The following is a 23,565-nucleotide window of genomic DNA, read 5'->3' on the forward strand; positions in this document are numbered from 1 at the left end:
ACAAGGGCACCCTCGGGTGCCCTTGTTGATGACTCCGCTGATGATGGATAAGAAACGGTGATTGGGCCTGCGCCGGTGCAAGTGGCAGGATGACCGCCATCACAGGAGAACCCCATGCCACTCGATGCCATTCACGACTTCAACCGTCAGTTGCTCACCGACCTGCCCCACCAGCGCTTCGAGCACGAACCCATCCTCGATTACGCCACCGACGAGCGGGTCAAGGCTCGCCTCGGCTGGCAGGCCGAGTTCAGCAAGACCCTTTTCCTCAAATTCAAGGATGGTCGCTTCGCCCTGCTGCTGACCCACAGAGACGGCCGGCTCGACAGCAAGGCGGTCAAGGCGGCGCTCGGTGCCAAACCCTCCATCTGCACCGCTGACGAGATGCAGACCGAGATTGGCTGCCTGCCGGGAGCCGTCTGCCCCTTCCTGCCCCGCGCCGACATCCCCCTGCTGGTGGATCCCGTGCTCATGAATCACCATGACTTTACCTGGACGCCGGGCCACCCCGAGCAGACTTTCCTGCTGGAGACCACCCACCTGGCCGGACTGCTGGCCCGATTACCCTGCGACGTGAGCTACCTGCCCGCCCCCTGAGCCTGGGACTCAGCGCTTTTCCCGCGCCAGCTGGGCGAAGATCAGCGCCGCCAGCATGGACATCAGGCCGATGCACAGATAGGTGAGGTGGAACCCCTCCAGCCAGCGGCCACTCTCCTCGGGCTGGCCGATGGAGAAGAGTCCCAGCAGGCTGGCGGCGATGGCCACCCCCAGGCTCATGGAGAGCTGCATCACCACCGACAGCAGACCGTTGCCACTGCTGGCGTGCTCGCTGCTGAGATCCTGCAGGGTCAGGGTGTTCATGGCGGAAAATTGCAGGGAGTTGATGGCGCCAAAGACCGCCAGCCACACCAGCAGTACGCCGTGGGGCACCTGGTTGTCGATGAAATAGAAGCTCGCGATCATGGCCCCGAGCGCCAGGGTGTTGCCGATCAGGATGCGGCGATAACCGATGCGCGGAATGAGCTTGTTCACCAGCGTCTTGGTCAGCATGGCGCCGATCACCGTGGGGATCATGGTCATCCCCGCCTTGCTCGGGGAGAAGCCGAGCCCCAGTTGCAGGAAGAGCGGGGTGAGAAACGGCATGGCGCCGCTGCCGAGGCGGGCAAACAGATTGCCCCAGATACCGATGGAGAAGGTGGACGTCTTGAACAGCGCCAGACTGAACAGGGGCTGCTCCGCCGTGGCGGCATAGAGCCAGTAGCTCGCCATGGCGGCCAGACCGAACAATACCGCAAACAGGGCCCAGCCGGTTGAGATGCTGTGCTCCCCCAGGCCTTGCAGACCGACGGATACCAGCACCATGCCGACACTGAACAGCACAAACCCCTGCCAGTCAAACCTGGCGGTGTGCTGGCGAAGGTCGGGCATGAAGTGCCAGCTCGCCACGAAGCCGAGCAGGCCCACCGGCAGGTTGATGAGGAAGACCCAGTGCCAGCTCGCCACCTCCACCAGCCAGCCCCCCAGAGCCGGGCCGATGAGGGGGCCGAGCAGACCGGGGATGGTGACGAACGACATCACCCTCAGCAGCTCATGCTTGCTGTAGACCCGCAGCACCGCCAGACGCCCGATGGGCATCAGCAAGGCCCCCCCGACCCCTTGCAACACCCGGGCGATCACCAGCATGGGCAGGGTGTTGGCGATGGCACAGGCCAGGGAACCCAGGGTAAACAGCAGGATGGCGACCAGATAGACCCGGCGGGTGCCGAATCTGTCCGCCAGCCAGCCGGAGGCGGGAATGAGCAGGGCCACCGTCAGCATGTAGGCGATGATGACGGACTGCATCTGCAGCGGACTCTCGCCCAGGGCCTCGGCCATGCTGGGCAGGGCAGTGTTGAGGATGGTGCCATCCAGGGTCTGCATGAAAAAACCGACCGCTGTCAGCCAGGGCAGCCATTTGCGCTGGGCGGGCGTCACCATCGGGGAGCTGTCAGGCATGGTTCTGTCTCTCCTCATCACATAAGAATCTATGGTCACCCCTTTTTTGCAACCTTGATTTCGGGTGTTGTGGTTGGCTTGCTTAAATCTACCTGATTACCCATGATTAGCAGTCAGTTACCACGAACTATACTGATCTTACGTACAGTTATCGAGGTGCGAGATCATGGCCAAAAGCAAAATCCAATTCCAGAAAGGCTACAGCCTGTTTGAGTTTCTCAAGGACTATGGCACTGAGGCTCAGTGCGAAAACGCGCTGTTCACTTGGCGTTTTCCTAACGGCTTTGTCTGCCCTGAATGTGCCAACAAGACCTGTTGTCGCCTGAGAAGGCGGCCACGTGTGTGGCAATGCAATCACTGCCGTCACCAGATGTCATTGACTGGAAACACGATTTTCGCAAACACCAAGCTCCCACTGACCAAGTGGTTTCTGGCAATGCACCTGTTGTCACAAACCAAAACAGGCTTGTCAGCGATGGAGCTAAAGCGCCAGTTGGGCGTCAAATATGACACCGCCTGGATGCTCAAGCACAAGCTGCTGCAAGCCATGAAAGAGTCCGATGACAAGCAGCCCATCAGCGGCATCATTCAGCTCGATGATGTCTACTGGGGTGGCGAGCGCCGTGGTGGCAAACGGGGTCGGGGCGCGGCAGGCAAGACGCCGTTTGTGGCAGCAGTGGCCCTGAACAAGGAAGGACATCCAATCAAGATGCGGATGACGGTGGTCGATGGTTTCAAAACCAAGTCCGTTGCTGATTGGGCAAAACGGCATATTGCCAGTGGTAGCGCGGTGATATCCGATGGATTGGCCTGTTTCAAAGCGGTCAAGGAGGCCAATTGTGAGCACCTGGGAGTTGTCACCGGGGGCAACCTGGACTGGCTGGATCATCCGGCATTCAACTGGGTAAACACGATGATAGGAAATGTGAAAAACTCGCTGCGGGGCAGTTGCCATACGCTCGGAGCGAAGCATTTACCAAGGCATCTTGCGGAATACTGCTTCCGGTTTAATCATCGTTTTGACCTCAATAGCATGTTGGTAGAATTGGGGCATGCAGTCGTGGCAAGCCCTCCGATGCCATATCGGCTCTTGAAGCTGGCTGAGGGTCATGGGTAATCAGGTAAATCTATCCGGCGTCTTGATGGAGAATGTTCTCCGCGCCACGATGAGAATCGCGCCTGACTGTCCTAAAAAGACCCTCGGCCTAGAAAGCCTATTCTTTTGCCAGGTTATCAGTCAGGCCGGTATGCCGTTCACGTCATCCAATATCACAGTCGCAAAACCAGGTGGGTGTGTCAGTACAAAAGTAAATAGGGGCGCGTCAGGTTGGCATTGCCCGAAATTCGGTATGCCGTGCCGCCAGCGCCCAAGCCGTGCGGGCCAACTTGTTGGCTAGTGCACAAGCCACAACATTCGAATGTCGCCGAGTCAACATAGACCTGACCCAATCAGCCAATCGTCCCGTTTGCCGCTCTAGCCGTTGCATATAGGCTCGTGCATATTGCACCAACAATCGTCTAAGATTTTTGTCGCCACGCTTGCTGATACCCTTCAGGTTTGCCCGGCCCCCAGTACTGTACTGGCGTGGCACCAATCCGACTGACGCCGCGAAATCACGACTACATCGATAGTGTTTTCCGTCACCGAGCTCGGCGGCCAACACGCTGGCAGTGATCGGGCCGACACCAGGGATTGTCATCAGATGCTGACCAAGATCGTCATCGCCAAGCTGGCTGGCCAGTTCCTTGTCGATCTCGGCAATTTGCTGCTCCAGATACTTGAAATGGGCATGCAGCCTCTCCAACATGGTAATCAGTCGCGCTGGTAACTCGTGTTCAGCCATCACAGAAGGCAGGCGCTTGATGGCGGCATGACCGACGGGCAGACTGATGCCAAATTCGAGTAAAAAGCCGTGTATCTGGTTCGATGCCTTAACCCGATCGCGCACAAACGATTCGCGCACACGATGCAGTGCTCCCAACGTTTGCTGGCTTTCGGTCTTGGGCGTTACAAACCGCATGGAGGGACGGCAGGCGGCCTCGCAAATAGCTTCAGCATCGATGAAGTCGTTCTTGTTGCTCTTGACGAATGGGCGCACGAATTGAGGCGAAATGAGCTTACTCTCATGCCCAAATTCAGCCAGCCGACGAGCCATGTAATGGGCTCCGGCACATGCCTCCATGACGATGGTGCATACAGGAAAAGTTGCGAGGGATTCGATGAGCTTTGTCCGGTTGAACTTCTTGCGAAGAAGAGCCTTGCCGAACCGGTCTTGACAGTGAATGTGAAAAGAGTGTTTACCGAGATCAATACCAATAAGCGCAACGTTTTCCATGATGGTCTCTCCTGAAAGAAAAACACCCTGTCAGCGTACCGCTCACAGGGTGGGGGTGACCATCTCATTAGACCCGCACGAGCGCGGGTCATATCAGCATATCAGGCATCCGGCTGGCCGAGCATGGCCTTGAGGTGCTCTTCCAGGCTGGGTTCGGGGGCCTTGAGGGTTGAGAGGAACAACTGCTCTATGCCTACCCTGTCCTGGCTCTTCACGATGAACACCAGCCGGGACTGGGCCTTGCCTTCGGGCCACTCCCCCAGCGCCTGCAACGGATAGAGCTGGCCGTGCACGCCGTGGATCACCACGGGCTGGCTCTCCCCTTCCAGTTGCAATATCCCCTTGAGACGCAGCAGGGCATCACCGTATTGCGCCTGCACCGCATCGATGGCGGCCAGCAGGCGGGAGGGCTTGAGCGGCTCGCCGATGCGCAGGGAGAAACTTTCGATATTGCCGTGCTCGAAGCGGGTGGGCGCGGCCGTCCCCACCTTGGCGGCAAACGGCGTCATCTTCGGCTGCATGGGCGAAGCCAGCCCCTGTTTCGGGGATTCGGTACGCAGCCAGGCCAGCAACTGGCGCACGTCGCGCCCCGCTGCCTCGTTGTAGGCGCCGAGTTTCTCCAGCACCGCAGGTGAGAGCACCCCATTGCTGACCCGCTGGATGGGGGCTGCCGGATTGAGGGCCGCCAGTTGGGCTTCCACCCGAGCAAGGGTCTCTTCATCCACCAGATCGCCCTTGCTCACCACCAGCAGATCCGCCAGCGCCACCTGTTTGACCGCCTCATATTGAGCGGCCAGCTGCTGCTCGATATGACCGGCATCCACCACGGTGACGGTGCCGTCGAAGCGGTAGCGCTGGGCGATAAAGCCCTCTTCCCTCAACGTGAACAGCACGGGGGCCGGATCGGCCAGACCAGTGGTTTCGATGATCAGCCGTTTGAAGGGTTTGATTTTGCGCTGGATGGCCTTCATGAAAAGCCCCTGCAGCGCCTCCACCAGGGAGCCCTGCACCGAGCAGCAGATGCAGCCGGAATCGAGCAGCACCACCTGCTCGTCCACCTGCTGTACCAGATGGTGATCCAGCCCCACGGAGCCGAACTCGTTGATGAGCACGGCGCACTCCCCGAGCTCGGGCTGCTTGACCCAGTGGTTGAGCAAGGTGGTCTTGCCGCTGCCGAGAAAACCGGTCAGCAGGGTCACGGGGATGCGGGTGTCTTGCATGTCTGTCATCGGGTTGCCCCCCCTCTGATCGGCAGGAGGATGAGTAAGCGAGTGTCTTGCATATCGGTCATGTCAGATCCTTACCGGTTGGCGAACAGGTCGCCGAGCCAGCTGTTTTCGAAACGGCCATGGGGGTCAAGCTCCCGCTTCAGGGCCAGGAAGTCGTGCCAGCGCGGCAACAGGGCCGGGAAGTCGTAGAGGTCCATCGCCAGGTGCTTGCCGAAATGGGGAATACCGCCGAGCGGCACCAGCAGTTGCTGCAACTCGCGCATCTGCTCCATGGAGCCCCCGACGAAGGTCCCGTCTGCCGCCAGATAGACCAGAAAACCTATCCAGCACACCGACTTGTCATGGGCGGCACTGAGCCAGGCCACGGAGGGACCGGTGCAGCGCAGGATGAAGGGGTAGTGCAGCACGCCGGGGTTCGCCTCCTGCCATGCCTGCAGGACTGCAAGGGCCTCCCCCATGCGTTCGAGGGGCACGGCCACCTCGCAGTTGATCTGGGGCGCCGGGATCCCCTTGCAGAGGATCTGGTAGACGTTGCCCACCAGATCCGAGGCGTCCTTGAAGCGGCGCACCGTCTCGAAGTGCTCGCCTGCCCTGGCCTCGTCCTTGGTGTCTCTGGCCATCTTCTGCAGGGTCGCGTCTATGGTGGCATTGAGCGCCAGGTTCATGCGCTCGTCCATGTCTCCCTCCAGCACCAGCGGCTCGCTGCCCCCGGCCCGGTAGCGGGCCACCTCGTCATCGGAGGCGGGATCCACCAGCCAGATGTGGCTCTCGCCGGTCCAGGCGAACCACCAGCTCTTCACGAAGGCGTGCTCCCGGTTGAGGCGCTCGTTGTGTTCCAGCAGGAAGGGGTAGTCGGTGGTGAACTTGGTGCAGCGCATGATGCGGTTGGGCACAGTGTTGAGGGTCACATCCAGCAGGATGCCGAGCATCCCCATGCCCATCACGAAGGCGCCGAAGCGCGGATCGGTGCGATCCACACGGATGATGTCGCCGCTCGCCAGCATCACGGTCAGGGCAGCCACCGCATCGCACAGGGCGGACTGGTGCAATCCCTGCCCATGGGTGCCGGTGCTGAGCGCACCGCCCAGGGTCTGGATGCCGATGACGCCGGGGGACGCCGGCAGCATGCGATCCATGGCGATGAGGTCGGCATAGACGGTATCAAGCGGCGTCCCCGCCAGGTAGGTCACCGTATCGGTAGTCTTGTCCAGCTGGCCGCGCAGGTGGTGCAGGTCCACCAGCAGCGCCTGGCTGCCTTCGGCGTAGACGCTGTGGATGGGTTCGAAAGAGAGGCCGGAGCCGATGAGCCGCAGCTTGCGCTCGGGATATTCCCGCAGCAGTTGCTGCAGCTCGTCACGGGTCGTCGGGCGCCATACCTGATCAAGGGCGCCGAGGGGGTTGGTTCTGGACCAGTTGAACAGCACCTCCCGATTGCCAATCGCCTTGATGCTGTGAAATGCCTGGAACCTGACCGTCATACCGCGCCTCATCTGACTTCAAAATGAGCGCCAATTCTACCGAAAAGTGGCTGCCAAGGCATGAAAAACAAGACCCTACAGTCGGGGGTGGATAGGGGGAGCGCCCCTCCCCGCCTCAGCGCGTCTGCTGGGTCAATGCCAGCAACATGCCGAATCCCACCAGCAGGCCCCCGAATACCCGATCGATCCAGTGGCGTACCGCCAGCAGTCGGTCGCGCACCGCAGGGGTAGAGAAGAAGAGCGCCACCGCACCAAACCAGAGGGCGTGCGCCAGCGCGATGAAGGCGCCATAGCCGATCTGGACCGCCAGCGGCGTCTGCGGCTGCACCACCTGCATGAAGAGGCTGACGATGAAGATGGTCGTCTTGGGATTGAGCACATTGGTCAGAAATCCGGTGCGCAGCGCACCCAGACTGGAGAGGGCAGGCTGACAGATGCTCTCTTCATCGGCAGCCGGTCTGGCCCGCAGCATCTTGATGCCGAGGAAGATGAGATAGGCGGCCCCTGCCAGCTTGATGAGGTTGAACAGCCAGAGGGATTGCTGGATCAGCAGGCCCACCCCCAGCAGGGTGTAGGTCACGTGCACGCAGACCCCGGCCGCGATGCCGATCGCCGTCAGCACGCCGGTGCGGCGCGAGAGCAGCAGGCTGTTGCGCGACACCATGGCAAAGTCGGGCCCGGGGCTGATGACGGCAAAGAGAGTAATGGCGACAACGGCTAACAGTTCAGTCATGAAAAGAGTCCTGATTAGAGGGGATATCGGCTATTTTATTTGCCAATAACACCAATAACGAACGATGATTTCTGACATGAATGGTGAAAAAAACTCACAAAAAGCCCTCTCACTTCCCTCCCTTACCGCCCTGCGCTGTTTCGAGGTGGCTGCCCGCACCGAGCATTTCGGCCGCGCCGCCGACGAACTGCATCTCACCCATGGCGCCATCAGCCGGGCGGTACGTCTGCTCGAGGAGGATCTGGGGGTCATGCTGTTCGAGCGGCGCCAGCGCCGGGTCTTTCTGACCGACGCGGGTGAACGGTTCTATCAGGCGGTCAGAGAGGGGCTAGGCAGCATCCGCCAGACGGCGCAGGCCCTGCGCCAGCAGAGCCGCCCCCAATCACTGGTGCTCTCCTGCGAACCCACCCTCCTGATGCGCTGGCTGATCCCGCGCTGGCCCGCCTTCCAGGCTCTGCACCCGGAGCTGGACGTACACCTGATGGCGGGCGGCGGCGCCCTCAGCTTTGGCAGCGGCATCGATCTCGCCATCCGGCGCAACGACTTTCACTGGCCTGCCGAGCTCTACAACCAGTTGCTGTTCGAAGAGCGGACCGGCCCTGTCTGCCCGCCGGGCAAGGTGGCGCACTTCTTTGAATCCAGGGGGGATGTGCAGGCCCTCAGGCCAACGGCACCCCGTCTGCACACCAAGACCCGTCCGGGCGCCTGGCTGGAGTGGCAGCAGCACGCAGGCATGTCCGCCGACGAGGAGGTGCCGGGTCAGACCTTCGAACACTTCTATTTCAGCCTGCAGGCGGCAGTCGCCGGGCTGGGAGTCGCCATCGGCCCTTACCGGCAGGTGTGCGACGATATCGAGGCCGGTCTGCTGGTGGCACCGCTCGGCTTCGTCCCCGACGGCACCGGCTATCACCTGCTCGCCCCCGCCCCTCCCGAACCCGGCAGCCCCCACGACATCCTGGTGAACTGGCTGCACAGCCTGGTGGGCCCGGCCTAGCCCTGGGCGGTGCGCCCGGCAGCGACCTGTATCTCTCCCGCCGTCAGCTCCCGGCAGAACTGGCGTATCGGCATGGGGCGGGCAAACAGGTATCCCTGCAGATACTGGACCCCCTTGCCCCTCAGATAGGCGGCCTGCTGCTCCGTCTCCACCCCTTCGGCCACCAGGGACAACCCCAGCCGTCCCCCAAGGTCGATGACGTTGTCCACGATGTGCTCGGAGAGGGACTCCGTCCCGATACGGCCGATGAAGGAGCGGTCGATCTTGAGATAGTCCACGTGGAATTGCTGCAGATAGATGAGGCTGGAGTGGCCGGTGCCAAAATCATCGATGGCGAGCTGCACTCCCATCTCGTCGAGCTGGCGAAACAGGGAGAGGGTCTGCGGGCTGGTCACCAGCAGCTCCCGCTCCGTGAGCTCCAGCACCAGCACCACCCGTCCCGGCACGAAGTGGCCGAGGAAGTCGCGGCACTCCGCCACCAGGGAGAGGTCCCGGCAGTGGATGGCACTGATGTTGAAGCTGATGTGAAATGCCTCGGGCAACTGCTCCTGCACCGGGTGGAGTGTCTTGGCCACCGTTTTCATCAGGTTGACCGTCATGGGCACGATCAGGCCAGACTCTTCCGCCTGGGGGATGAAGAGATCGGGGCGGATCAGCCCCTCGGTGGCATGTTGCCAGCGCATCAGTACCTCGGCTCCCACCATCTTGCCGCCCTTGCTGGCGATCAGCGGTTGCAGATAGGGGACAAATTCCCTGGCTCGCAGCCCGCGTCTCAGCTCGTCCGTCAGGGCCCCAGGCCGCCCAAGCAGCCACCACACCAGCAGTGAGAGCACCAGCGAACTGGCTCCCAGCCAGATCAGTTGCAGATGGCGAGCCTCCCACAGGGCACGCCAGTAGATCGGCATGGCATAACCGGCGTGGATGGTGAAGGGGTAACGCTGGGAGGCGAGTATCAGGGCAAACTTGCTGTGCAGTTTCGGCGGATCGCTTTGGAAGTGGCCGGACTCATCGAGCCAGGCGGACCCCACCTGCAAGAACAGCTCGCTGGGATCGCTGCTCAGGGTGAGCATGAAACTGAGCTGGCTGCTGTCAATGGCGCTCAGTGCCGCATCACGCCCCCGCTCCTGACGCACCACCAGCAAGGGGTGATTCTTGCGCACCAGGTTGCCGCTCATCAGCAGCAACTTGCGATCCGTGTAGCGGGAGCCGTCATCCACTTCCCTGGCAGGCCCGAACAGCGAGGTGCAGTTGATGATCCCCTGTCGCACCAGATTGATGGAGCGCAGGAACGGCTCCAGCGCCACTCGCTTGCGCAGCAGCAGCAGGTTGTCGCTGCAAGGTCGACCGGCCAGCGGCAATACCTCGAGGTTGGCCCGTTCGGCCTGATCCAGCATGCGCTCCAGCAAGGTTCTGGCCTTGCTGGCTGACGCGCTGGCATCGTTCTTCAGCTCCTGCTCGTAGCTGTCGTGCACTATCCACCCTCCCACCACCAGGGGCAGGGCCAACATCAGCAGGGCACAACCAAGGCGCCACTTCATGCGGGCCAGATCAATCCGGAACAGAAACATAGCAACCACGCCGCAATGCGCGGGCCCGCTTCGCAGGTACCGCGGTATAAAAATGCCCACCAGGAAACGGTGGGGCCATCATGGCCAGACAACGAAAGCGCAACGCGCGTACCAGGCAAATCGACGACGCCGTTGCTGGGCATGGCGGGTCATTATCGCGCAGCCCCCTGAAATGGAAAATGCCGCGTCGAGACGCGGCATTGTTATTTTCAGTGGTCAGACCGGCGAGTCTCAGACCGCTTGCTGCAGGATCACCGCATCGGCCTTCTTGGTGTAGGAGGCGATCTCGTTGAAGTTGAGGTAGCGATAGGTGTCGGCAGCAGTGGCGTCCAGGGTCTTGGCATACTGCAGATACTCTTCCACGGTCGGGATCTTGCCGATGATGGCGGCAACCGCAGCCAGCTCGGCAGAGGCCAGATAGACGTTGGCACCCTTGCCCAGGCGGTTCGGGAAGTTGCGGGTGGAGGTGGAGACCACGGAGGCCCCTTCCGCTACCCGCGCCTGGTTGCCCATGCACAGGGAGCAGCCCGGAATCTCGATGCGGGCACCGACGCGACCAAAGATGCCGTAGTAGCCCTCTTCGGTCAGCTGATCCTTGTCCATCTTGGTGGGCGGCGCGATCCACATGCGGGTCGGCAGCTCGCCCTGGTACTTCTCGAGCAGTTTGCCGGCGGCGCGGAAGTGGCCGATGTTGGTCATGCAGGAACCGATGAACACCTCGTCGATCTTGTCACCAGCCACGTCGCTCAGCAGACGGGCATCGTCCGGATCGTTCGGCGCGCACAGGATCGGCTCCTTGATGGTGGCCAGATCGATCTCGATGATTTCGGCGTACTCGGCGTCCTTGTCCGCTTCCATCAGTACCGGGTTGGCCAGCCACTCTTCCATCCCCTTGATGCGGCGGGTGATGGTGCGCACGTCGCCGTAGCCTTCGGAGAGCATCCACTTCAGCATCACGATGTTGGACTTCAGATACTCGATGATCGGCTCTTTATCCAGCTTGATGGTGCAACCAGCGGCAGAGCGCTCGGCGCTGGCGTCCGCCAGTTCGAACGCCTGCTCCACTTTCAGGGTCGGCAGACCTTCGATCTCGAGGATGCGGCCGGAGAAGATGTTCTTCTTGCCCGCTTTCTCGACGGTCAGCAGCCCTTTCTGGATGGCGGCGTAGGGGATGGCATGGACCAGGTCACGCAGGGTGATGCCCGGCTGCAGCTCGCCCTTGAAGCGCACCAGCACGGATTCCGGCATGTCCAGCGGCATCACGCCGGTGGCGGCGGCGAAGGCCACCAGACCAGAGCCAGCCGGGAAGGAGATACCGATGGGGAAACGGGTGTGGGAGTCACCACCGGTACCCACGGTATCCGGCAGCAGCATGCGGTTCAGCCAGGAGTGGATGACGCCGTCGCCCGGACGCAGAGAAACACCGCCGCGGTTCATGATGAAGTCCGGCAGGGTGTGGTGGGTCTGCACGTCGATGGGCTTGGGATAAGCGGCGGTGTGGCAGAAGGACTGCATGGTCAGATCGGCAGAGAAACCGAGGCAGGCCAGGTCTTTCAGCTCGTCGCGGGTCATGGGGCCCGTGGTGTCCTGGGAGCCGACCGTGGTCATCTTGGGTTCGCAGTAGGTGCCCGGGCGAATGCCCTTCACGCCACATGCCTTGCCCACCATCTTCTGGGCCAGGGTGAAGCCCTTGCCGGTGTCGGCGACAGGCTGCGGACGACGGAACACGGTGGAGAACGGCAGACCCAGCGCTTCGCGGGCCTTGTCGGTCAGGCCGCGGCCGATGATCAGCGGAATGCGGCCACCGGCGCGCACTTCGTCGATCAGCACCTCGGTCTTCAGTTCGAACCGGGCCAGCACCTCGTCGGTGCCGTGGCGGGTGATCTTGCCCTCATAGGGGAAGATGTCGATGACATCGCCCATCTCCAGTTTGGAGACGTCCACTTCGATGGGCAGGGCGCCGGCATCTTCCATGGTGTTGAAGAAGATGGGGGCAATCTTGCCGCCGAGGCAGACGCCGCCGGCACGCTTGTTCGGCACGAACGGAATGTCGTCGCCCATGAACCAGAGCACGGAGTTGGTGGCGGATTTACGGGAAGAGCCGGTACCGACCACGTCACCCACGTAAGCCAGCGGGAAACCTTTCTCTTTCAGGGCATCGATGGTCTTGATGGGGCCGATGACGCCATCCTTGTCCGGGGTGATGCCGGGACGGGCGTTCTTCAGCATCGCCAGGGCGTGCAGCGGAATGTCCGGGCGGGACCAGGCGTCCGGCGCCGGCGACAGATCGTCGGTGTTGGTTTCGCCGGTCACCTTGAACACGGTGACGGTGATCTTCTCGGCCAGGGCCGGGCGGTTCAGGAACCACTCGGCGTCGGCCCAGGATTGCAGCACCTGCTTGGCGTGAGCATTGCCCGCCTTGGCCTTCTCTTCCACGTCGTGGAAGGAGTCGAACATCAGCAGGGTGTGGGAGAGGCCCTTGGCGGCAAGAGGAGCCAGGGTCGCATCGTCCAGCAGGTCGATCAGCGGCTGGATGTTGTAACCACCCTGCATGGTACCGAGCAGCTCGACGGCTTCGGCGGCAGTCAGGATGGGGGAATGGGCCTCGCCCTTGGCGACGGCGGTGAGGAAGCCGGCTTTCACATAGGCCGCTTCATCAACACCCGGGGGAATGCGGGAGGACAACAGTTCTTTCAGAAAGTCCTGTTCGCCGGCGGGCGGATTCTTGATCAGCTCAACCAGGGCGGCGACCTGCTCTGCGTCCAGAGGTTTGGCAACCACGCCTTCGGCGGCACGTTCTGCGACGTGTTTACGGTATGTTTCAAGCACGACTAATTCCTCTTTGGTCTTTTTTTTGGGGTTCGCCCAAGCTCGCGGCGATCGTCCTTGCGGGACACCCGTAGGGTGCCCCCCACTATATAAGTTTTAACGACTAATTAAAATCCAAACCCTGTGCAGTTATTCATCAAACCAGCATAACCATATAAACCCATTAGGTTTTTTTAGAGTGACAAGCCGCCCACCCAAGGTGAGTTAACAAAAAGGCAGCATTTCGCCCTTATTGGAACGTAGTGCCCAATTGCAGATAGAACATGTCGTGCCCCCCCTCCGCCACGCCATAGCCGAGGAAGATGGGACCGAGGAAACTCTCCACCCCCATATAGAGGGAACCCGAGGTATAGGAGGATTCGATGCTGATGTCCTCCCCCTTGTCCCAGACCCCCCCTTGCTCGAGGGAACCCCCGAGGAACAGGGGCGCCTTGAAGGCACCGAAATCGTTGTCCGCCACCCGGTAGATGTAGCGCAATCCGCCGAACAGGCTGTAGCGACCGCTCAACTGGTAATGCTGGAAGCCGGACATGCGGAACAGCCCGCCCAGATCCTGCACGAACAGTGGTACCGTCTCCTGGGAGCTTGAGCCGCCCCCTTCCAGCATCAGGTTGAGGCTGTGTCTGTCCCAGGACCAGGGCTTGATCATCACCAGCCGGTAATTCACCCCCTCGGCCTGCTCGGAGGGCGCGTCCGCGGGGTCGAGATCGACGTAGGAGTAGCCACCCTTGATGTCCCAGTAGACCCCCTGATAGGGGAAGTAGCGGCTGTCGAGGGTGTCGTGCTCGAAGCGGATGTAGGGTCCCCAGGCGGAGGCATCGGCATCCGCGTTGGTGAGGTTCTGGATCTCCACGCTGCCGATCTTGCCCTCCAGCCCAAGGGAGAAGCGGCTCCAGGGCTGGCGATTCCAGCCGACGGCGAGATCCACGCTGGTGAAGCTGTACTCGGAGTCCAGATAGCTGACCCCGGACGAGGACCTGCTCTCTTCCGGGAAGAAGACGCGTCGCTGGGTCTTGTCGTAGGCCAGGCTCGTCTCGCCGAAGTAGGTCTGGGAGGGCTCCAGCGGGGTGTAGAAGTCGGTCTTGAGGTGCTTGGCGGTCCCGAGGGACGCCTCGGTCAGCCACTCGCCTCCCCAGTCGTTCACGTTGGTCAGGGTGTAGGACATGCCGACGTTGTAGTTGGAGCTGCTCTCGAAGTCATCGGAGAAACCGAGCTGGAAGTTGAGATAACCCGGCCCCCAGTTCTTCTCGCTGGCGTCCACCACCAGCACGTTCTCCCCGTCCCGCTCCTCCACCTCGTAGGTGATCCGATCGAACGACTCCAGGGCGTAGAGGCGACGGATCCCCGCCTCCAGGCTCTCGTAGGTCTGCACCTTGTCCGGACGCACGTTCAGCATGGCCCGCACCGTGTCGTCGGAGAGGCGCGACTTGTTGATGATCTCCACCTTGTCGATATAGTAGGCGGGCTGGCCGCTGCGCTCGGCGCGCCGGCTCAGCTTGCCGTTGCGATAGTCGGCGTAGGCGGCGGGCGAGAGAGAGAGCGCATCGAGCCGGGCCGCAGCACTGTTGGCGACCGCCTCCCCGATCTTGATCCCCTCCGGCATCAGGGCGAAGTCGGCGATCCCCATGTTGCCGAACTCGGGGGTCAGCAGGATGTCCCTGGGGCCGAGCAGCGCCTTCTGCTTTTCGGTCCCCACCTGGGTCATGTAGGTGGTGAGCTGATCGATCATGGCCAATCCCGACTTCAAGGACTCGCGGGTACGCAGCTTGGCGCTGATGTCCACCGCGATCACCACGTCGGCCCCCATGGCCTTGGCCACGTCCACCGGCATGTTGTTGACCGTGCCACCATCGGCCAGGATGCGGCCGTCCCAGTCCACCGGCTTGAGGGCACCGGGAATGGACATGGAGGCCTGCATCGCCTTGGCGAGGCTGCCGTGATCCAGCACGAAGGGGGTCACCGTCTCCATGTCGGTCGCCACCGCGCGATAGGGGATAGGCAGGTTGTCGAAGCTCTTTTGCGCCGGCAGGTTGGAGGTGGCGTGGCGCAGCAGGCTGGCCATGGACTGTCCCTGGAAGAAACCGTCCGGCAACTGGGTCTGGTCACCGTTGACCCCGATGTCGGTGCGCAGCTGGTATTTCTCGGTCTGCTGCTTCTTGCGCAGGGAGAGCTCGTCGCGCCCCACCTTGTCCTGATAGCCCTTGTTCCAGTCGATGGCCAGCGTCGTGCGCTCCACCTCCTCGGCGCTGAGCCCCATGGCATACATGCCCGCCACATAGGAGCCCATGCTGGTCCCGACGATGATGTCCACCGGGATGTGCTTTGCCTCCAGCACCTTGAGCACCCCGATATGGGCCGACCCCTTGGCCCCGCCGCCGCTCAGTACCAGGGCGATCCTCGGACGATCCATCTTGGTTGCCCCCGGGTTTCTGGCCGAAGGCGCGGGATCATTGGCTCCGGCCGCCGCCATGAACGGCAGGGTCGCCAGCAGGAGCACGAGCAGGTGGGTCCATCCCCGATGAAAGATGCGCATATGAGAGTCCATAAATCCGGTGCGAGTCGAGCGGGCAGGCCGCCAGTCAGGTGCAGCCTACTATAAGTGCAAGCACTTTAACCGCAAGCCGGGGTGCTGGCGAGGGATCGCCCCGCTTGCAACGATGTCTCGGCAAAATCGGGCGCCAATCCAGTCCAATCCGGGTGTGAGCGCAAACGTTAATCGACAATAAACGCCCCCGCCGCCTCAAGAGCGCGCCAAATCAGCCGCTATTATGAGTTCAACCCTGGTTCACACTTCCGAGTCACCCTTATGTTCGCAAGCCTGACACTGAAACAGAAAATTCTGGCCACCGTCATCCTCGCCGTGGCCCTCTCCTGCCTGCTGGTGGGCTATTTCAGCCAGCGTTCTGCCCAGCAGCTGATCGAGAACCGCATGTTCGAGCAAGAGCTGCCCAACCTGACCCAGCGCATCGGCAAGGAGATCGAGAAGGATCTCACCTCGGTCGCCAATGCCGCCAGACAGCTTGCCAACGACCGCTTCGTGCTGGACTGGGTCGAGCGCGGCATGCCCAAGGAGCAGGAGTCCATCCTCATCAACCAGCTCAAGGACATGACGAGCCAGTATGGTCTGGTCACCGCCTCCTTCGCCGATCGTCAGAGTGCCGCCTACTACAACCAGGACGGTTTTCTGCGCATCCTGAACCACGAGCAGGACAACTGGTTCTATGACTACACCAAGAGCCGCCAGGATCTGATGCTTAGCATCTTTCGGGAGAGCAACGGCGAGGTGAAACTGTTCGTCAACTTCCAGCAACTCGACGGACGCGGCCTCGCCGGCCTCGCCAAATCCCTCGACAGCATGGTCAGCATGCTCGCCAACTTCCGCATCGGCGACAGCGGCTTCGTCTTCATGACAGACGGCAGCGGCAAGGTGAAGCTGCACTCCGACGCCGCCCGCATCGATCGGGACAACCTGACCCAGCTGGCCAGCGGCAGTAGCACCAACCTGCTCAACAAGCAGCCCTTTGCCGCCACCCATGCCGAGGTCGACGGCCAGCCAGTAATCCTGGCCAGCAGCTACATCCCCCTGCTCGACTGGTATCTGGTGGCCCAGGTGCCGGAGGCCGAGATTTATGCCGAACTGGACAGAGCGCGCCTACACATGGTGCTGGTCAGCCTGGCCATCGCCGTCGGCATGGGGCTGCTCGGCGTTCTCCTGGCGGGCTCCGTGAGCCGCCCCCTCAACGAACTGGCCCGCCTGTTCCGCGAACTCGGCAGCGATGATGGCGACCTCACCCATCGCCTCAAGGTCGATGGCCGTGACGAACTGGCCCAGGTGGCGACCGGCTTCAACAACTTTGTCGCCAAGATCCACGGCTCCATCGAACAGGTGGCGAGCAACTCCCGCCAGCTCGCCGCCACCGCCAACGAGGTGGCCGCCAAGGCCCAGCTCACCCAGCACAACTGCACCGCCCAGCGGGATCGCACCGTCCAGGTCGCCACCGCCATCCATGAGATGGGAGCCACCGTCAGCGAGATCGCCGGCAATGCATCCCTGGCAGCCGACGTCGCCAAGCAGGCCAACGAGCAGGCCGATGCGGGGGCCCAGGTCGTCGCCCAGGCCCGTCACGGCATCGTCGGCCTCTCCGGTGAAATCGAACAGGTCGCCGGGGTCATCGAGTCCCTGGCGAGCCAGACCGACTCCATCGGCAGCATCCTCGACACCATCCGCAGCATCTCGGAGCAGACCAACCTGCTGGCCCTCAACGCCGCCATCGAGGCCGCCCGTGCCGGCGAGCAGGGCCGTGGCTTCGCCGTGGTGGCCGACGAGGTGCGCAACCTCGCCAGCCGCTCCGCCGCCTCCACCGCCGAGATCCAGGGCATGATCAACAGCCTCCAGGAGCAGAGCGCCCGCGCCGTCAGTGCCATGGCCCAGGGACGCAACCAGAGCCTGCGGGTGGTGACCCAGGCCGACGAGGCCAACGGCGCCCTCGACCAGATCACCGGGCACATCACCCAGATCAGCGACATGAACATCCAGGTCGCCACCGCCACCGAAGAGCAGTCCAGCGTGGTCGGGGAGATCAACCGCAACGTGGAGGACATCAACCAGCTCACCATGGAGACCGCCGATATCGCCCACCAGTTGACCGAGTCCAGCCGCAGCCTGCAACAGCTCTCCGGCGAGCTCGACAAGCTGGTCGGCAACTTCCGGTTATAAGATGAAAGGGCGCTGCGGCGCCCTTTTTTCACCGGGTCGACAGGGAATACCGACCCCCATGACGGCGAACCGTCATGACAAGCCGCTACAGTAGCGACACAGCAACACACCAAGGAGTCAACATGCTGGCAGGCAACCTCACCATCAAAACCCAACTGATCCTGGCCGTCACCGTGCCCTGTCTCGCCCTGCTGCTGGTTGGCGCCGCCAGTCTGCGCAGCATGGACAACATCAGGCAGCAGGCCGAAGAGCTGTTCCAGAATACCGCCACCCCCATGCGGGCCATGGCGGAAGTGGCCTCCCGCATCCCGCGCATGCGCGTCGGCATCGACATGATGCTGCTGCAGGACACCTCCCTGCGCGACGAAAAGGGGGTGCTGACCCGGGTCAAGGAGACCCGCGAGGAAGACATTCCCGAGATGCGCCAGGCCATGGAGCAGGCCGTCAAGGCCCAGGTCGATCCCGACGCCCGGGCCAAGGCCCAGACCCTGCTCGATCAATTCACCCGGGTGGAGCGGGAGGAGCTGACCCCAATGTTGCAGGCGCTCTCTGACAACAAGATGGACGAGGCACGCGCCATCTACCGGGATCGCTACAGCCAGAGCTACGGGGTCATGCGCAAGGGCGCCAATGAGCTGCTCGACGGGTTGATAGGTCAGGCCCAGCATCGCAACGACCTGAGCGAAAACAGCTATGACAGCGGTCGTACCCAGATGATCGCCATCATCGTCATCGCCATCGCCATCTCGCTGCTCGTCTCGACCCTCATCCTCATCGGGCTGCGCCGCCGGGTCTCCTTCCTGCAATCCCATATTGGCGAGGTGGCACGCCACCTCGCCCTCGACAGCCGCGCCAGTCTCACCGGCAAGGACGAGCTGGCCGAGATTGCCCACAGCTTCAACCAGTTCGTAACCCGGATCCACGGGGCCATCGTGCAGGTGGCGAGCAACTCCCGCCAGCTCGCCGCCACTGCCAACGAGGTGGCCGCCAAGGCCCAGCTCACCCAGCACAACTGCACCGCCCAGCGGGATCGCACCGTCCAGGTCGCCACCGCCATCCACGAGATGGGAGCCACCGTCAGCGAGATCGCCGGCAATGCGTCTCTCGCCGCCGACGTCGCCAAGCAGGCCAACGAGCAGGCCGATGCAGGGGCCCAGGTCGTCGCCCAGGCCCGCCACGGCATCGTCGGCCTCTCCGGTGAAATCGAACAGGTCGCCGGGGTCATCGAGTCCCTGGCGAGCCAGACCGACTCCATCGGCAGCATCCTCGACACCATCCGCAGCATCTCGGAGCAGACCAACCTGCTTGCCCTCAACGCCGCCATCGAGGCCGCCCGCGCCGGCGAGCAGGGCCGTGGCTTCGCCGTGGTGGCCGACGAGGTGCGCAACCTCGCCAGCCGCTCCGCCGCTTCCACCGCCGAGATCCAGGGCATGATCAACAGCCTCCAGGAGCAGAGCGCCCGCGCCGTCAGCGCCATGGCCCAGGGGCGCAACCAGAGCCTGCGGGTGGTGACCCAGGCCGACGAGGCCAACGGCGCCCTCGACCAGATCACCGGGCACATCACCCAGATCAGCGACATGAACATCCAGGTCGCCACCGCCACCGAAGAGCAGTCGAGCGTGGTGGGCGAACTCAACCGCAACGTGGAAGACATCAACCAGCTCACCATGGAGACCGCCGATATCGCCCATCACCTGACCGAGTCGAGCCGCAACCTGCAGCACCTCTCCGGCGAGCTCGACAAGCTGGTCGGCAACTTCCGGCTGTAACTTTTGACTCCCATTTCATCACCCGACAGAGGGCGCAGCGGCGCCCTCTGTCGCCACCACGGCAAGCCGTGACGCAGGCGCTTTTGCACCGCCTCCACCGGCTTCTGAAAATGCCCCATAATCAGGAAAACGCGAGGAGGTATGATGGGCAAGCTGGTCGTGATGATAGTGCTGGGGGGGCTGCTCAGTGCCTGCAGCAGCGGGCCCGTGCGGGTGCACGGTGCCGACGTGAGCGTGGACGATACCCGGATCCGGGTCAGCGACGGGGATCGCGGAGGCTACGGTACCTTCTGCCCACCGGGACAGGCCAAGAAGGGGCGCTGCTGACCGCTGGGTGCCGAAAGACAGACAACAAAAAGCCGCTCCATGGAGCGGCTTTTCTTATGAAACGGGCAGAAGATTATTTTTTCTTCTTGGCCTTGGCGTTCGGCAGGTCGGTGATGGAGCCTTCGAACACTTCGGCAGCCAGACCCACGGACTCGTGCAGAGTCGGGTGAGCATGGATGGTCAGCGCGATGTCTTCAGCGTCGGCACCCATCTCGATGGCCAGACCGATTTCACCCAGCAGTTCACCGCCGTTGGTACCCACGATGGCACCACCGATGACGCGGCCGCTCTCCTTGTCGAAGATCAGCTTGGTCATGCCGTCGGAGCAGTCGGACGCGATGGCGCGACCGGAAGCAGCCCACGGGAAGGTGGCGACTTCGAAGTTCAGACCCTGTTGCTTGGCTTCCTTCTCGGTCAGACCCACCCAGGCCATCTCTGGCTCGGTATAGGCGATGGACGGGATCACTTTCGGGTCGAAGTAGTGCTTCTTGCCGGCGATGACTTCGGCCGCCACGTGGCCTTCGTGTACACCCTTGTGGGCCAGCATGGGCTGACCGACGATGTCGCCGATGGCGTGGATGTGGGCCACGTTGGTACGCAGCTGCTTGTCGACTTCGATGAAACCGCGCTCGTTGACGGCAACACCGGCCTTCTCGGCATCCAGCATTTTGCCGTTCGGCACACGGCCTACGGCAACCAGCACGTTGTCGTAGCGAACCGGCTCGGCCGGGGCGTGCTTGCCTTCGTAGGAGACGTACAGGCCGTCTTCACGGGCTTCAACAGCGGTGACCTTGGTCTCCAGCATGATGTTGAATTTCTTGGCAACGCGCTTGGTGTAGATCTTGACGATGTCTTTGTCGGCAGCCGGTACCAGCTGGTCGGCAAATTCCACCACGTCGATCTCGGAACCCAGGGAGGAGTACACGGTACCCATCTCCAGACCGATGATGCCGCCACCGATGACCAGCAGCTTGCCAGGAACGGTCGTCAGCTCCAGCGCATCGGTAGAGTCCCATACGCGGGGGTCGTCATGGGGGATGAACGGCAGCTTCACCGGACGGGAACCGGCGGCGATGATGGCGTTGTCGAAGGTGACGGTGGTCTTGCCGTCGGCGCCTTCCACTTCCAGCGTGTTCGGACCGGTGAACTTGCCGAAACCGTTAACAACCTGGACTTTACGCATCTTGGCCATGCCAGCCAGACCGCCGGTCAGCTGGTTGATGACCTTCTCTTTCCACAGACGCACCTTGTCGATGTCGGTCTGCGGGGCACCGAAGACGATGCCGTGCTCGGCCAGCGCCTTGGCTTCTTCAATGACTTTGGCGACGTGCAGCAGTGCCTTGGACGGGATGCAACCCACGTTCAGGCAGACGCCACCCAGGGTGGAGTAACGCTCGACGATAATGGTATCCAGACCCAAGTCAGCCGCACGAAAGGCAGCGGAATAACCGGCAGGGCCAGCACCCAGTACTACGACCTGGGTTTTGATTTCTTTACTCATCATGACCTCTTTGTCGTTCTTATATCCCCGGACAGCACAGTCTTATGCCAAACAAGGCCGCTGCAGCCGTGAAAAAAACGGGGCAAGTTTACAATCCTGTTAACGAAATGAGAAGCAAAAAGGGCGGGCTCTGGGCCCGCCCTCTCACTTACAGGACCAGTAGACGAATGTCGGACAACACACCACTCAGGGTGGTGATGAAGCGGGCACCGTCGGCGCCATCGATGACGCGGTGGTCGTAGCTCAGAGCCAGCGGCAGCATCAGGCGCGGCACGAACTCTTTACCGTTCCACTTCGGCTTCATCTCGGACTTGGAGACGCCCAGGATGGCCACTTCCGGCGCGTTGACGATCGGGGTAAAGCTGGTACCGCCGATGCCACCCAGGCTGGAGATGGTGAAGCAACCGCCCTGCATGTCGGCAGCGGTCAGCTTGCCGGCACGGGCCTTCTTGGAGATCTCGGCCAGATCGCGGGACAGCTCGTGGATGCCCTTCTTGTTGACGTCGCGAACCACCGGAACCACCAGACCGTTGGGGGTATCCACCGCCACACCGATGTGGATGTACTTCTTCATGATCAGCTTGCTGCCGTCTTCGGACAGGGCGCTGCAGAAGCGCGGATGGGCTTCCAGGGCCTTGGCGGCCGCCTTCAGGATGAACACCAGCGGGGTGATCTTCACGTCCAGCTTCTGCTTCTCGGCCAGGATGTTCTGCTCTTTGCGGAACGCTTCCAGATCCGTGGTATCGGCTTCGTCGAACTGGGTGACGTGGGGGATCATGGCCCAGTTGCGGTGCAGGGCAGGACCGGAGATTTTCTGGATACGGGTCAGTTCCAGCTCTTCGACAGGGCCGAACTTGCTGAAATCAACCTTCGGCCAGGCCACGACGCTCATGCCGTTGCCAGTGCCGGTGCCGGCAGCCGGAGCGGACTCGGCGCGCTTGACCGCATCCTTCACGTAAGCCTGCACGTCTTCTTTGACGATGCGACCCTTGCGACCGGAGGCTTTCACCTTGGCCAGGTTGACACCGAACTCGCGCGCCAGACGGCGTACAGCCGGGGAGGCGTGGACATAGGCGTCGTTGGCGACGAAATCGGAGGCGGCAGCAGCCTGGGCAACCGGCGCAGGAGCGGCGGCAGCCGGAGCGGCAGCCGGCGCGGCAGCAACGGGCGCTGCGGCAGGAGCCGGAGCAGCCACGGCAGCCGGAGCGGCACCCGCCACTTCGAATACCATGATCAGGGAACCGGTGGAGACCTTGTCACCCGCCTTCACCTTGATCTCCTTGACCACGCCAGCGAACGGCGCAGGCACTTCCATGGAGGCCTTGTCGCCTTCCACGGTGATCAGGGACTGGTCGGCTTCAACCTTGTCACCCACGGCGACCATGATTTCGGTCACTTCCACTTCGTCACCGCCGATGTCCGGCACGTTGACGTCTTTGGCACCGGCGGCAACCGGAGCAGCGGCAGCCACGGGGGCAGCAGCAGGAGCCGGCGCGGCAACAGCGGCCGGGGCAGCGCCCGCCACTTCAAAGACCATCACCAGGGAGCCGGTGGAAACCTTGGCGCCGGCGGCGACCTTGATCTCGACCACGCGGCCGGCGAACGGTGCCGGTACTTCCATGGAGGCCTTGTCACCTTCCACGGCGATGATGGACTGGTCGGCTTCAACCATGTCGCCCACGGCAACCATGATCTCAGTCACTTCCACTTCGTCACCACCGATGTCCGGCACGTTGACGTCCTGGCGAGCGGCAGCAGCAGGAGCGGCGGCCGGCGCGGCAGCAACCGGGGCAGCAGCCTGGACCGGAGCCGGTGCGGCAGCACCCTCGGCTTCGAAGACCATGATCTGGGAACCGGTGGCAACCTTGTCGCCCACCTTGATCAGGATCTCTTTGACGATACCGGCGGCGGGGGCCGGGACTTCCATGGAGGCCTTGTCACCTTCCACGGCGATCAGGGACTGGTCCAGTTCGACCTTGTCACCCACAGCCACCATGATCTCGGTGACTTCAACTTCATCGGCACCGATATCCGGCACCATAATCTGTTTGGACATTGCGCTTTATCCTCTTGCGTGCATTCGCGTGGC

The 23,565-nt window shown here is 62.3% G+C and carries 16 protein-coding genes; 6 read left to right on the top strand and 10 right to left on the bottom strand.

Annotated features, from left to right (window positions below; genetic code table 11):
* The first annotated feature begins 114 nt into the window (after positions 1-114).
* The gene (locus C3F36_RS07655; RefSeq protein ID WP_104454833.1) at positions 115-597 is read left to right on the top strand and encodes a YbaK/EbsC family protein; all 483 of its coding nucleotides are present in this window, start codon (positions 115-117) and stop codon (positions 595-597) included.
* 9 nt (positions 598-606) lie between these two features.
* Here the strand turns inward: C3F36_RS07655 and mdtD are convergent, their stop codons facing one another.
* Positions 607-1,995: a multidrug transporter subunit MdtD gene (gene mdtD, locus C3F36_RS07660; RefSeq protein ID WP_104454834.1), complete on the bottom strand. Its 1,389-nt coding sequence runs from the start codon at positions 1,993-1,995 to the stop codon at positions 607-609.
* A gap of 166 nt (positions 1,996-2,161) precedes the next feature.
* On the opposite strand from mdtD, the gene C3F36_RS07665 reads away from it, so the two are divergent.
* On the top strand, positions 2,162-3,112 hold the full coding sequence (locus C3F36_RS07665) for an IS1595-like element ISKpn3 family transposase (protein WP_043851557.1): 951 nt from the start codon (positions 2,162-2,164) through the stop codon (positions 3,110-3,112).
* 205 nt (positions 3,113-3,317) lie between these two features.
* Here the strand turns inward: C3F36_RS07665 and C3F36_RS07675 are convergent, their stop codons facing one another.
* From C3F36_RS07675 to C3F36_RS07690, 4 genes are all read right to left on the bottom strand, one after another.
* The gene (locus C3F36_RS07675; protein WP_104454836.1) at positions 3,318-4,331 is read right to left on the bottom strand and encodes an IS110-like element ISAeca3 family transposase; all 1,014 of its coding nucleotides are present in this window, start codon (positions 4,329-4,331) and stop codon (positions 3,318-3,320) included.
* 101 nt (positions 4,332-4,432) lie between these two features.
* Positions 4,433-5,560 carry a CobW family GTP-binding protein gene (locus C3F36_RS07680; protein ID WP_029314837.1) on the bottom strand — a complete coding sequence of 376 codons (1,128 nt, stop codon included), beginning with the start codon at positions 5,558-5,560 and terminating at the stop codon, positions 4,433-4,435.
* 71 nt (positions 5,561-5,631) lie between these two features.
* Positions 5,632-7,038 carry a D-arabinono-1,4-lactone oxidase gene (locus tag C3F36_RS07685; RefSeq protein ID WP_104454837.1) on the bottom strand — a complete coding sequence of 469 codons (1,407 nt, stop codon included), beginning with the start codon at positions 7,036-7,038 and terminating at the stop codon, positions 5,632-5,634.
* A gap of 115 nt (positions 7,039-7,153) precedes the next feature.
* A complete protein-coding gene (locus tag C3F36_RS07690) occupies positions 7,154-7,771 on the bottom strand; it encodes a LysE family transporter (RefSeq protein ID WP_103255174.1) in 618 nt (205 codons plus the stop codon).
* Between the two features lie 76 nt (positions 7,772-7,847).
* On the opposite strand from C3F36_RS07690, the gene C3F36_RS07695 reads away from it, so the two are divergent.
* Positions 7,848-8,765 (top strand): LysR family transcriptional regulator, encoded by a 918-nt coding sequence (locus C3F36_RS07695; RefSeq protein ID WP_104454838.1) that lies wholly within the window; start codon positions 7,848-7,850, stop codon positions 8,763-8,765.
* Here the strand turns inward: C3F36_RS07695 and C3F36_RS07700 are convergent.
* From C3F36_RS07700 to C3F36_RS07710, 3 genes are all read right to left on the bottom strand, one after another.
* A complete protein-coding gene (locus C3F36_RS07700; RefSeq protein WP_104454839.1) occupies positions 8,762-10,333 on the bottom strand; it encodes an EAL domain-containing protein in 1,572 nt (523 codons plus the stop codon). The genes C3F36_RS07695 and C3F36_RS07700 overlap by 4 nt on opposite strands.
* A gap of 231 nt (positions 10,334-10,564) precedes the next feature.
* Complete coding sequence (acnB, locus tag C3F36_RS07705; RefSeq protein ID WP_104454840.1) at positions 10,565-13,162, bottom strand: bifunctional aconitate hydratase 2/2-methylisocitrate dehydratase; 2,598 nt, start codon at positions 13,160-13,162, stop codon at positions 10,565-10,567.
* A gap of 229 nt (positions 13,163-13,391) precedes the next feature.
* On the bottom strand, positions 13,392-15,695 hold the full coding sequence (locus C3F36_RS07710; RefSeq protein ID WP_104454841.1) for a patatin-like phospholipase family protein: 2,304 nt from the start codon (positions 15,693-15,695) through the stop codon (positions 13,392-13,394).
* Between the two features lie 273 nt (positions 15,696-15,968).
* On the opposite strand from C3F36_RS07710, the gene C3F36_RS07715 reads away from it, so the two are divergent.
* The 3 genes from C3F36_RS07715 (at position 15,969) to C3F36_RS07725 (ending at position 19,975) form a co-directional block, all read left to right on the top strand.
* A complete protein-coding gene (locus tag C3F36_RS07715) occupies positions 15,969-17,879 on the top strand; it encodes a methyl-accepting chemotaxis protein (protein WP_104454842.1) in 1,911 nt (636 codons plus the stop codon).
* A 122-nt stretch (positions 17,880-18,001) separates the two neighbouring features.
* A complete protein-coding gene (locus C3F36_RS07720; protein ID WP_104454843.1) occupies positions 18,002-19,648 on the top strand; it encodes a methyl-accepting chemotaxis protein in 1,647 nt (548 codons plus the stop codon).
* Positions 19,649-19,792: 144 nt separating this feature from the next.
* The gene (locus C3F36_RS07725) at positions 19,793-19,975 is read left to right on the top strand and encodes a hypothetical protein (protein WP_017779057.1); all 183 of its coding nucleotides are present in this window, start codon (positions 19,793-19,795) and stop codon (positions 19,973-19,975) included.
* Positions 19,976-20,048: 73 nt separating this feature from the next.
* Here the strand turns inward: C3F36_RS07725 and lpdA are convergent, their stop codons facing one another.
* Positions 20,049-21,476: a dihydrolipoyl dehydrogenase gene (lpdA, locus tag C3F36_RS07730; protein ID WP_010675812.1), complete on the bottom strand. Its 1,428-nt coding sequence runs from the start codon at positions 21,474-21,476 to the stop codon at positions 20,049-20,051.
* A gap of 148 nt (positions 21,477-21,624) precedes the next feature.
* The gene (gene aceF / locus C3F36_RS07735) at positions 21,625-23,532 is read right to left on the bottom strand and encodes a pyruvate dehydrogenase complex dihydrolipoyllysine-residue acetyltransferase (RefSeq protein WP_104454844.1); all 1,908 of its coding nucleotides are present in this window, start codon (positions 23,530-23,532) and stop codon (positions 21,625-21,627) included.
* Between the last annotated feature and the right edge of the window lie 33 nt (positions 23,533-23,565).

This window comes from Aeromonas sp. ASNIH2 (genome assembly GCF_002934795.1).
GTDB lineage: Bacteria > Pseudomonadota > Gammaproteobacteria > Enterobacterales > Aeromonadaceae > Aeromonas > Aeromonas caviae.

Coding starts and splice junctions, on each gene's coding strand:
- C3F36_RS07655 (WP_104454833.1), top strand. CDS start 115: ATGCCACTCGATGCCATTCACGACTTCAACCGTCAGTTGCTCACCGAC.
- mdtD (WP_104454834.1), bottom strand. CDS start 1,995: ATGCCTGACAGCTCCCCGATGGTGACGCCCGCCCAGCGCAAATGGCTG.
- C3F36_RS07665 (WP_043851557.1), top strand. CDS start 2,162: ATGGCCAAAAGCAAAATCCAATTCCAGAAAGGCTACAGCCTGTTTGAG.
- C3F36_RS07675 (WP_104454836.1), bottom strand. CDS start 4,331: ATGGAAAACGTTGCGCTTATTGGTATTGATCTCGGTAAACACTCTTTT.
- C3F36_RS07680 (WP_029314837.1), bottom strand. CDS start 5,560: ATGACAGACATGCAAGACACCCGCATCCCCGTGACCCTGCTGACCGGT.
- C3F36_RS07685 (WP_104454837.1), bottom strand. CDS start 7,038: ATGACGGTCAGGTTCCAGGCATTTCACAGCATCAAGGCGATTGGCAAT.
- C3F36_RS07690 (WP_103255174.1), bottom strand. CDS start 7,771: ATGACTGAACTGTTAGCCGTTGTCGCCATTACTCTCTTTGCCGTCATC.
- C3F36_RS07695 (WP_104454838.1), top strand. CDS start 7,848: ATGAATGGTGAAAAAAACTCACAAAAAGCCCTCTCACTTCCCTCCCTT.
- C3F36_RS07700 (WP_104454839.1), bottom strand. CDS start 10,333: ATGTTTCTGTTCCGGATTGATCTGGCCCGCATGAAGTGGCGCCTTGGT.
- C3F36_RS07710 (WP_104454841.1), bottom strand. CDS start 15,695: ATGCGCATCTTTCATCGGGGATGGACCCACCTGCTCGTGCTCCTGCTG.
- C3F36_RS07715 (WP_104454842.1), top strand. CDS start 15,969: ATGTTCGCAAGCCTGACACTGAAACAGAAAATTCTGGCCACCGTCATC.
- C3F36_RS07720 (WP_104454843.1), top strand. CDS start 18,002: ATGCTGGCAGGCAACCTCACCATCAAAACCCAACTGATCCTGGCCGTC.
- C3F36_RS07725 (WP_017779057.1), top strand. CDS start 19,793: ATGGGCAAGCTGGTCGTGATGATAGTGCTGGGGGGGCTGCTCAGTGCC.
- lpdA (WP_010675812.1), bottom strand. CDS start 21,476: ATGAGTAAAGAAATCAAAACCCAGGTCGTAGTACTGGGTGCTGGCCCT.
- aceF (WP_104454844.1), bottom strand. CDS start 23,532: ATGTCCAAACAGATTATGGTGCCGGATATCGGTGCCGATGAAGTTGAA.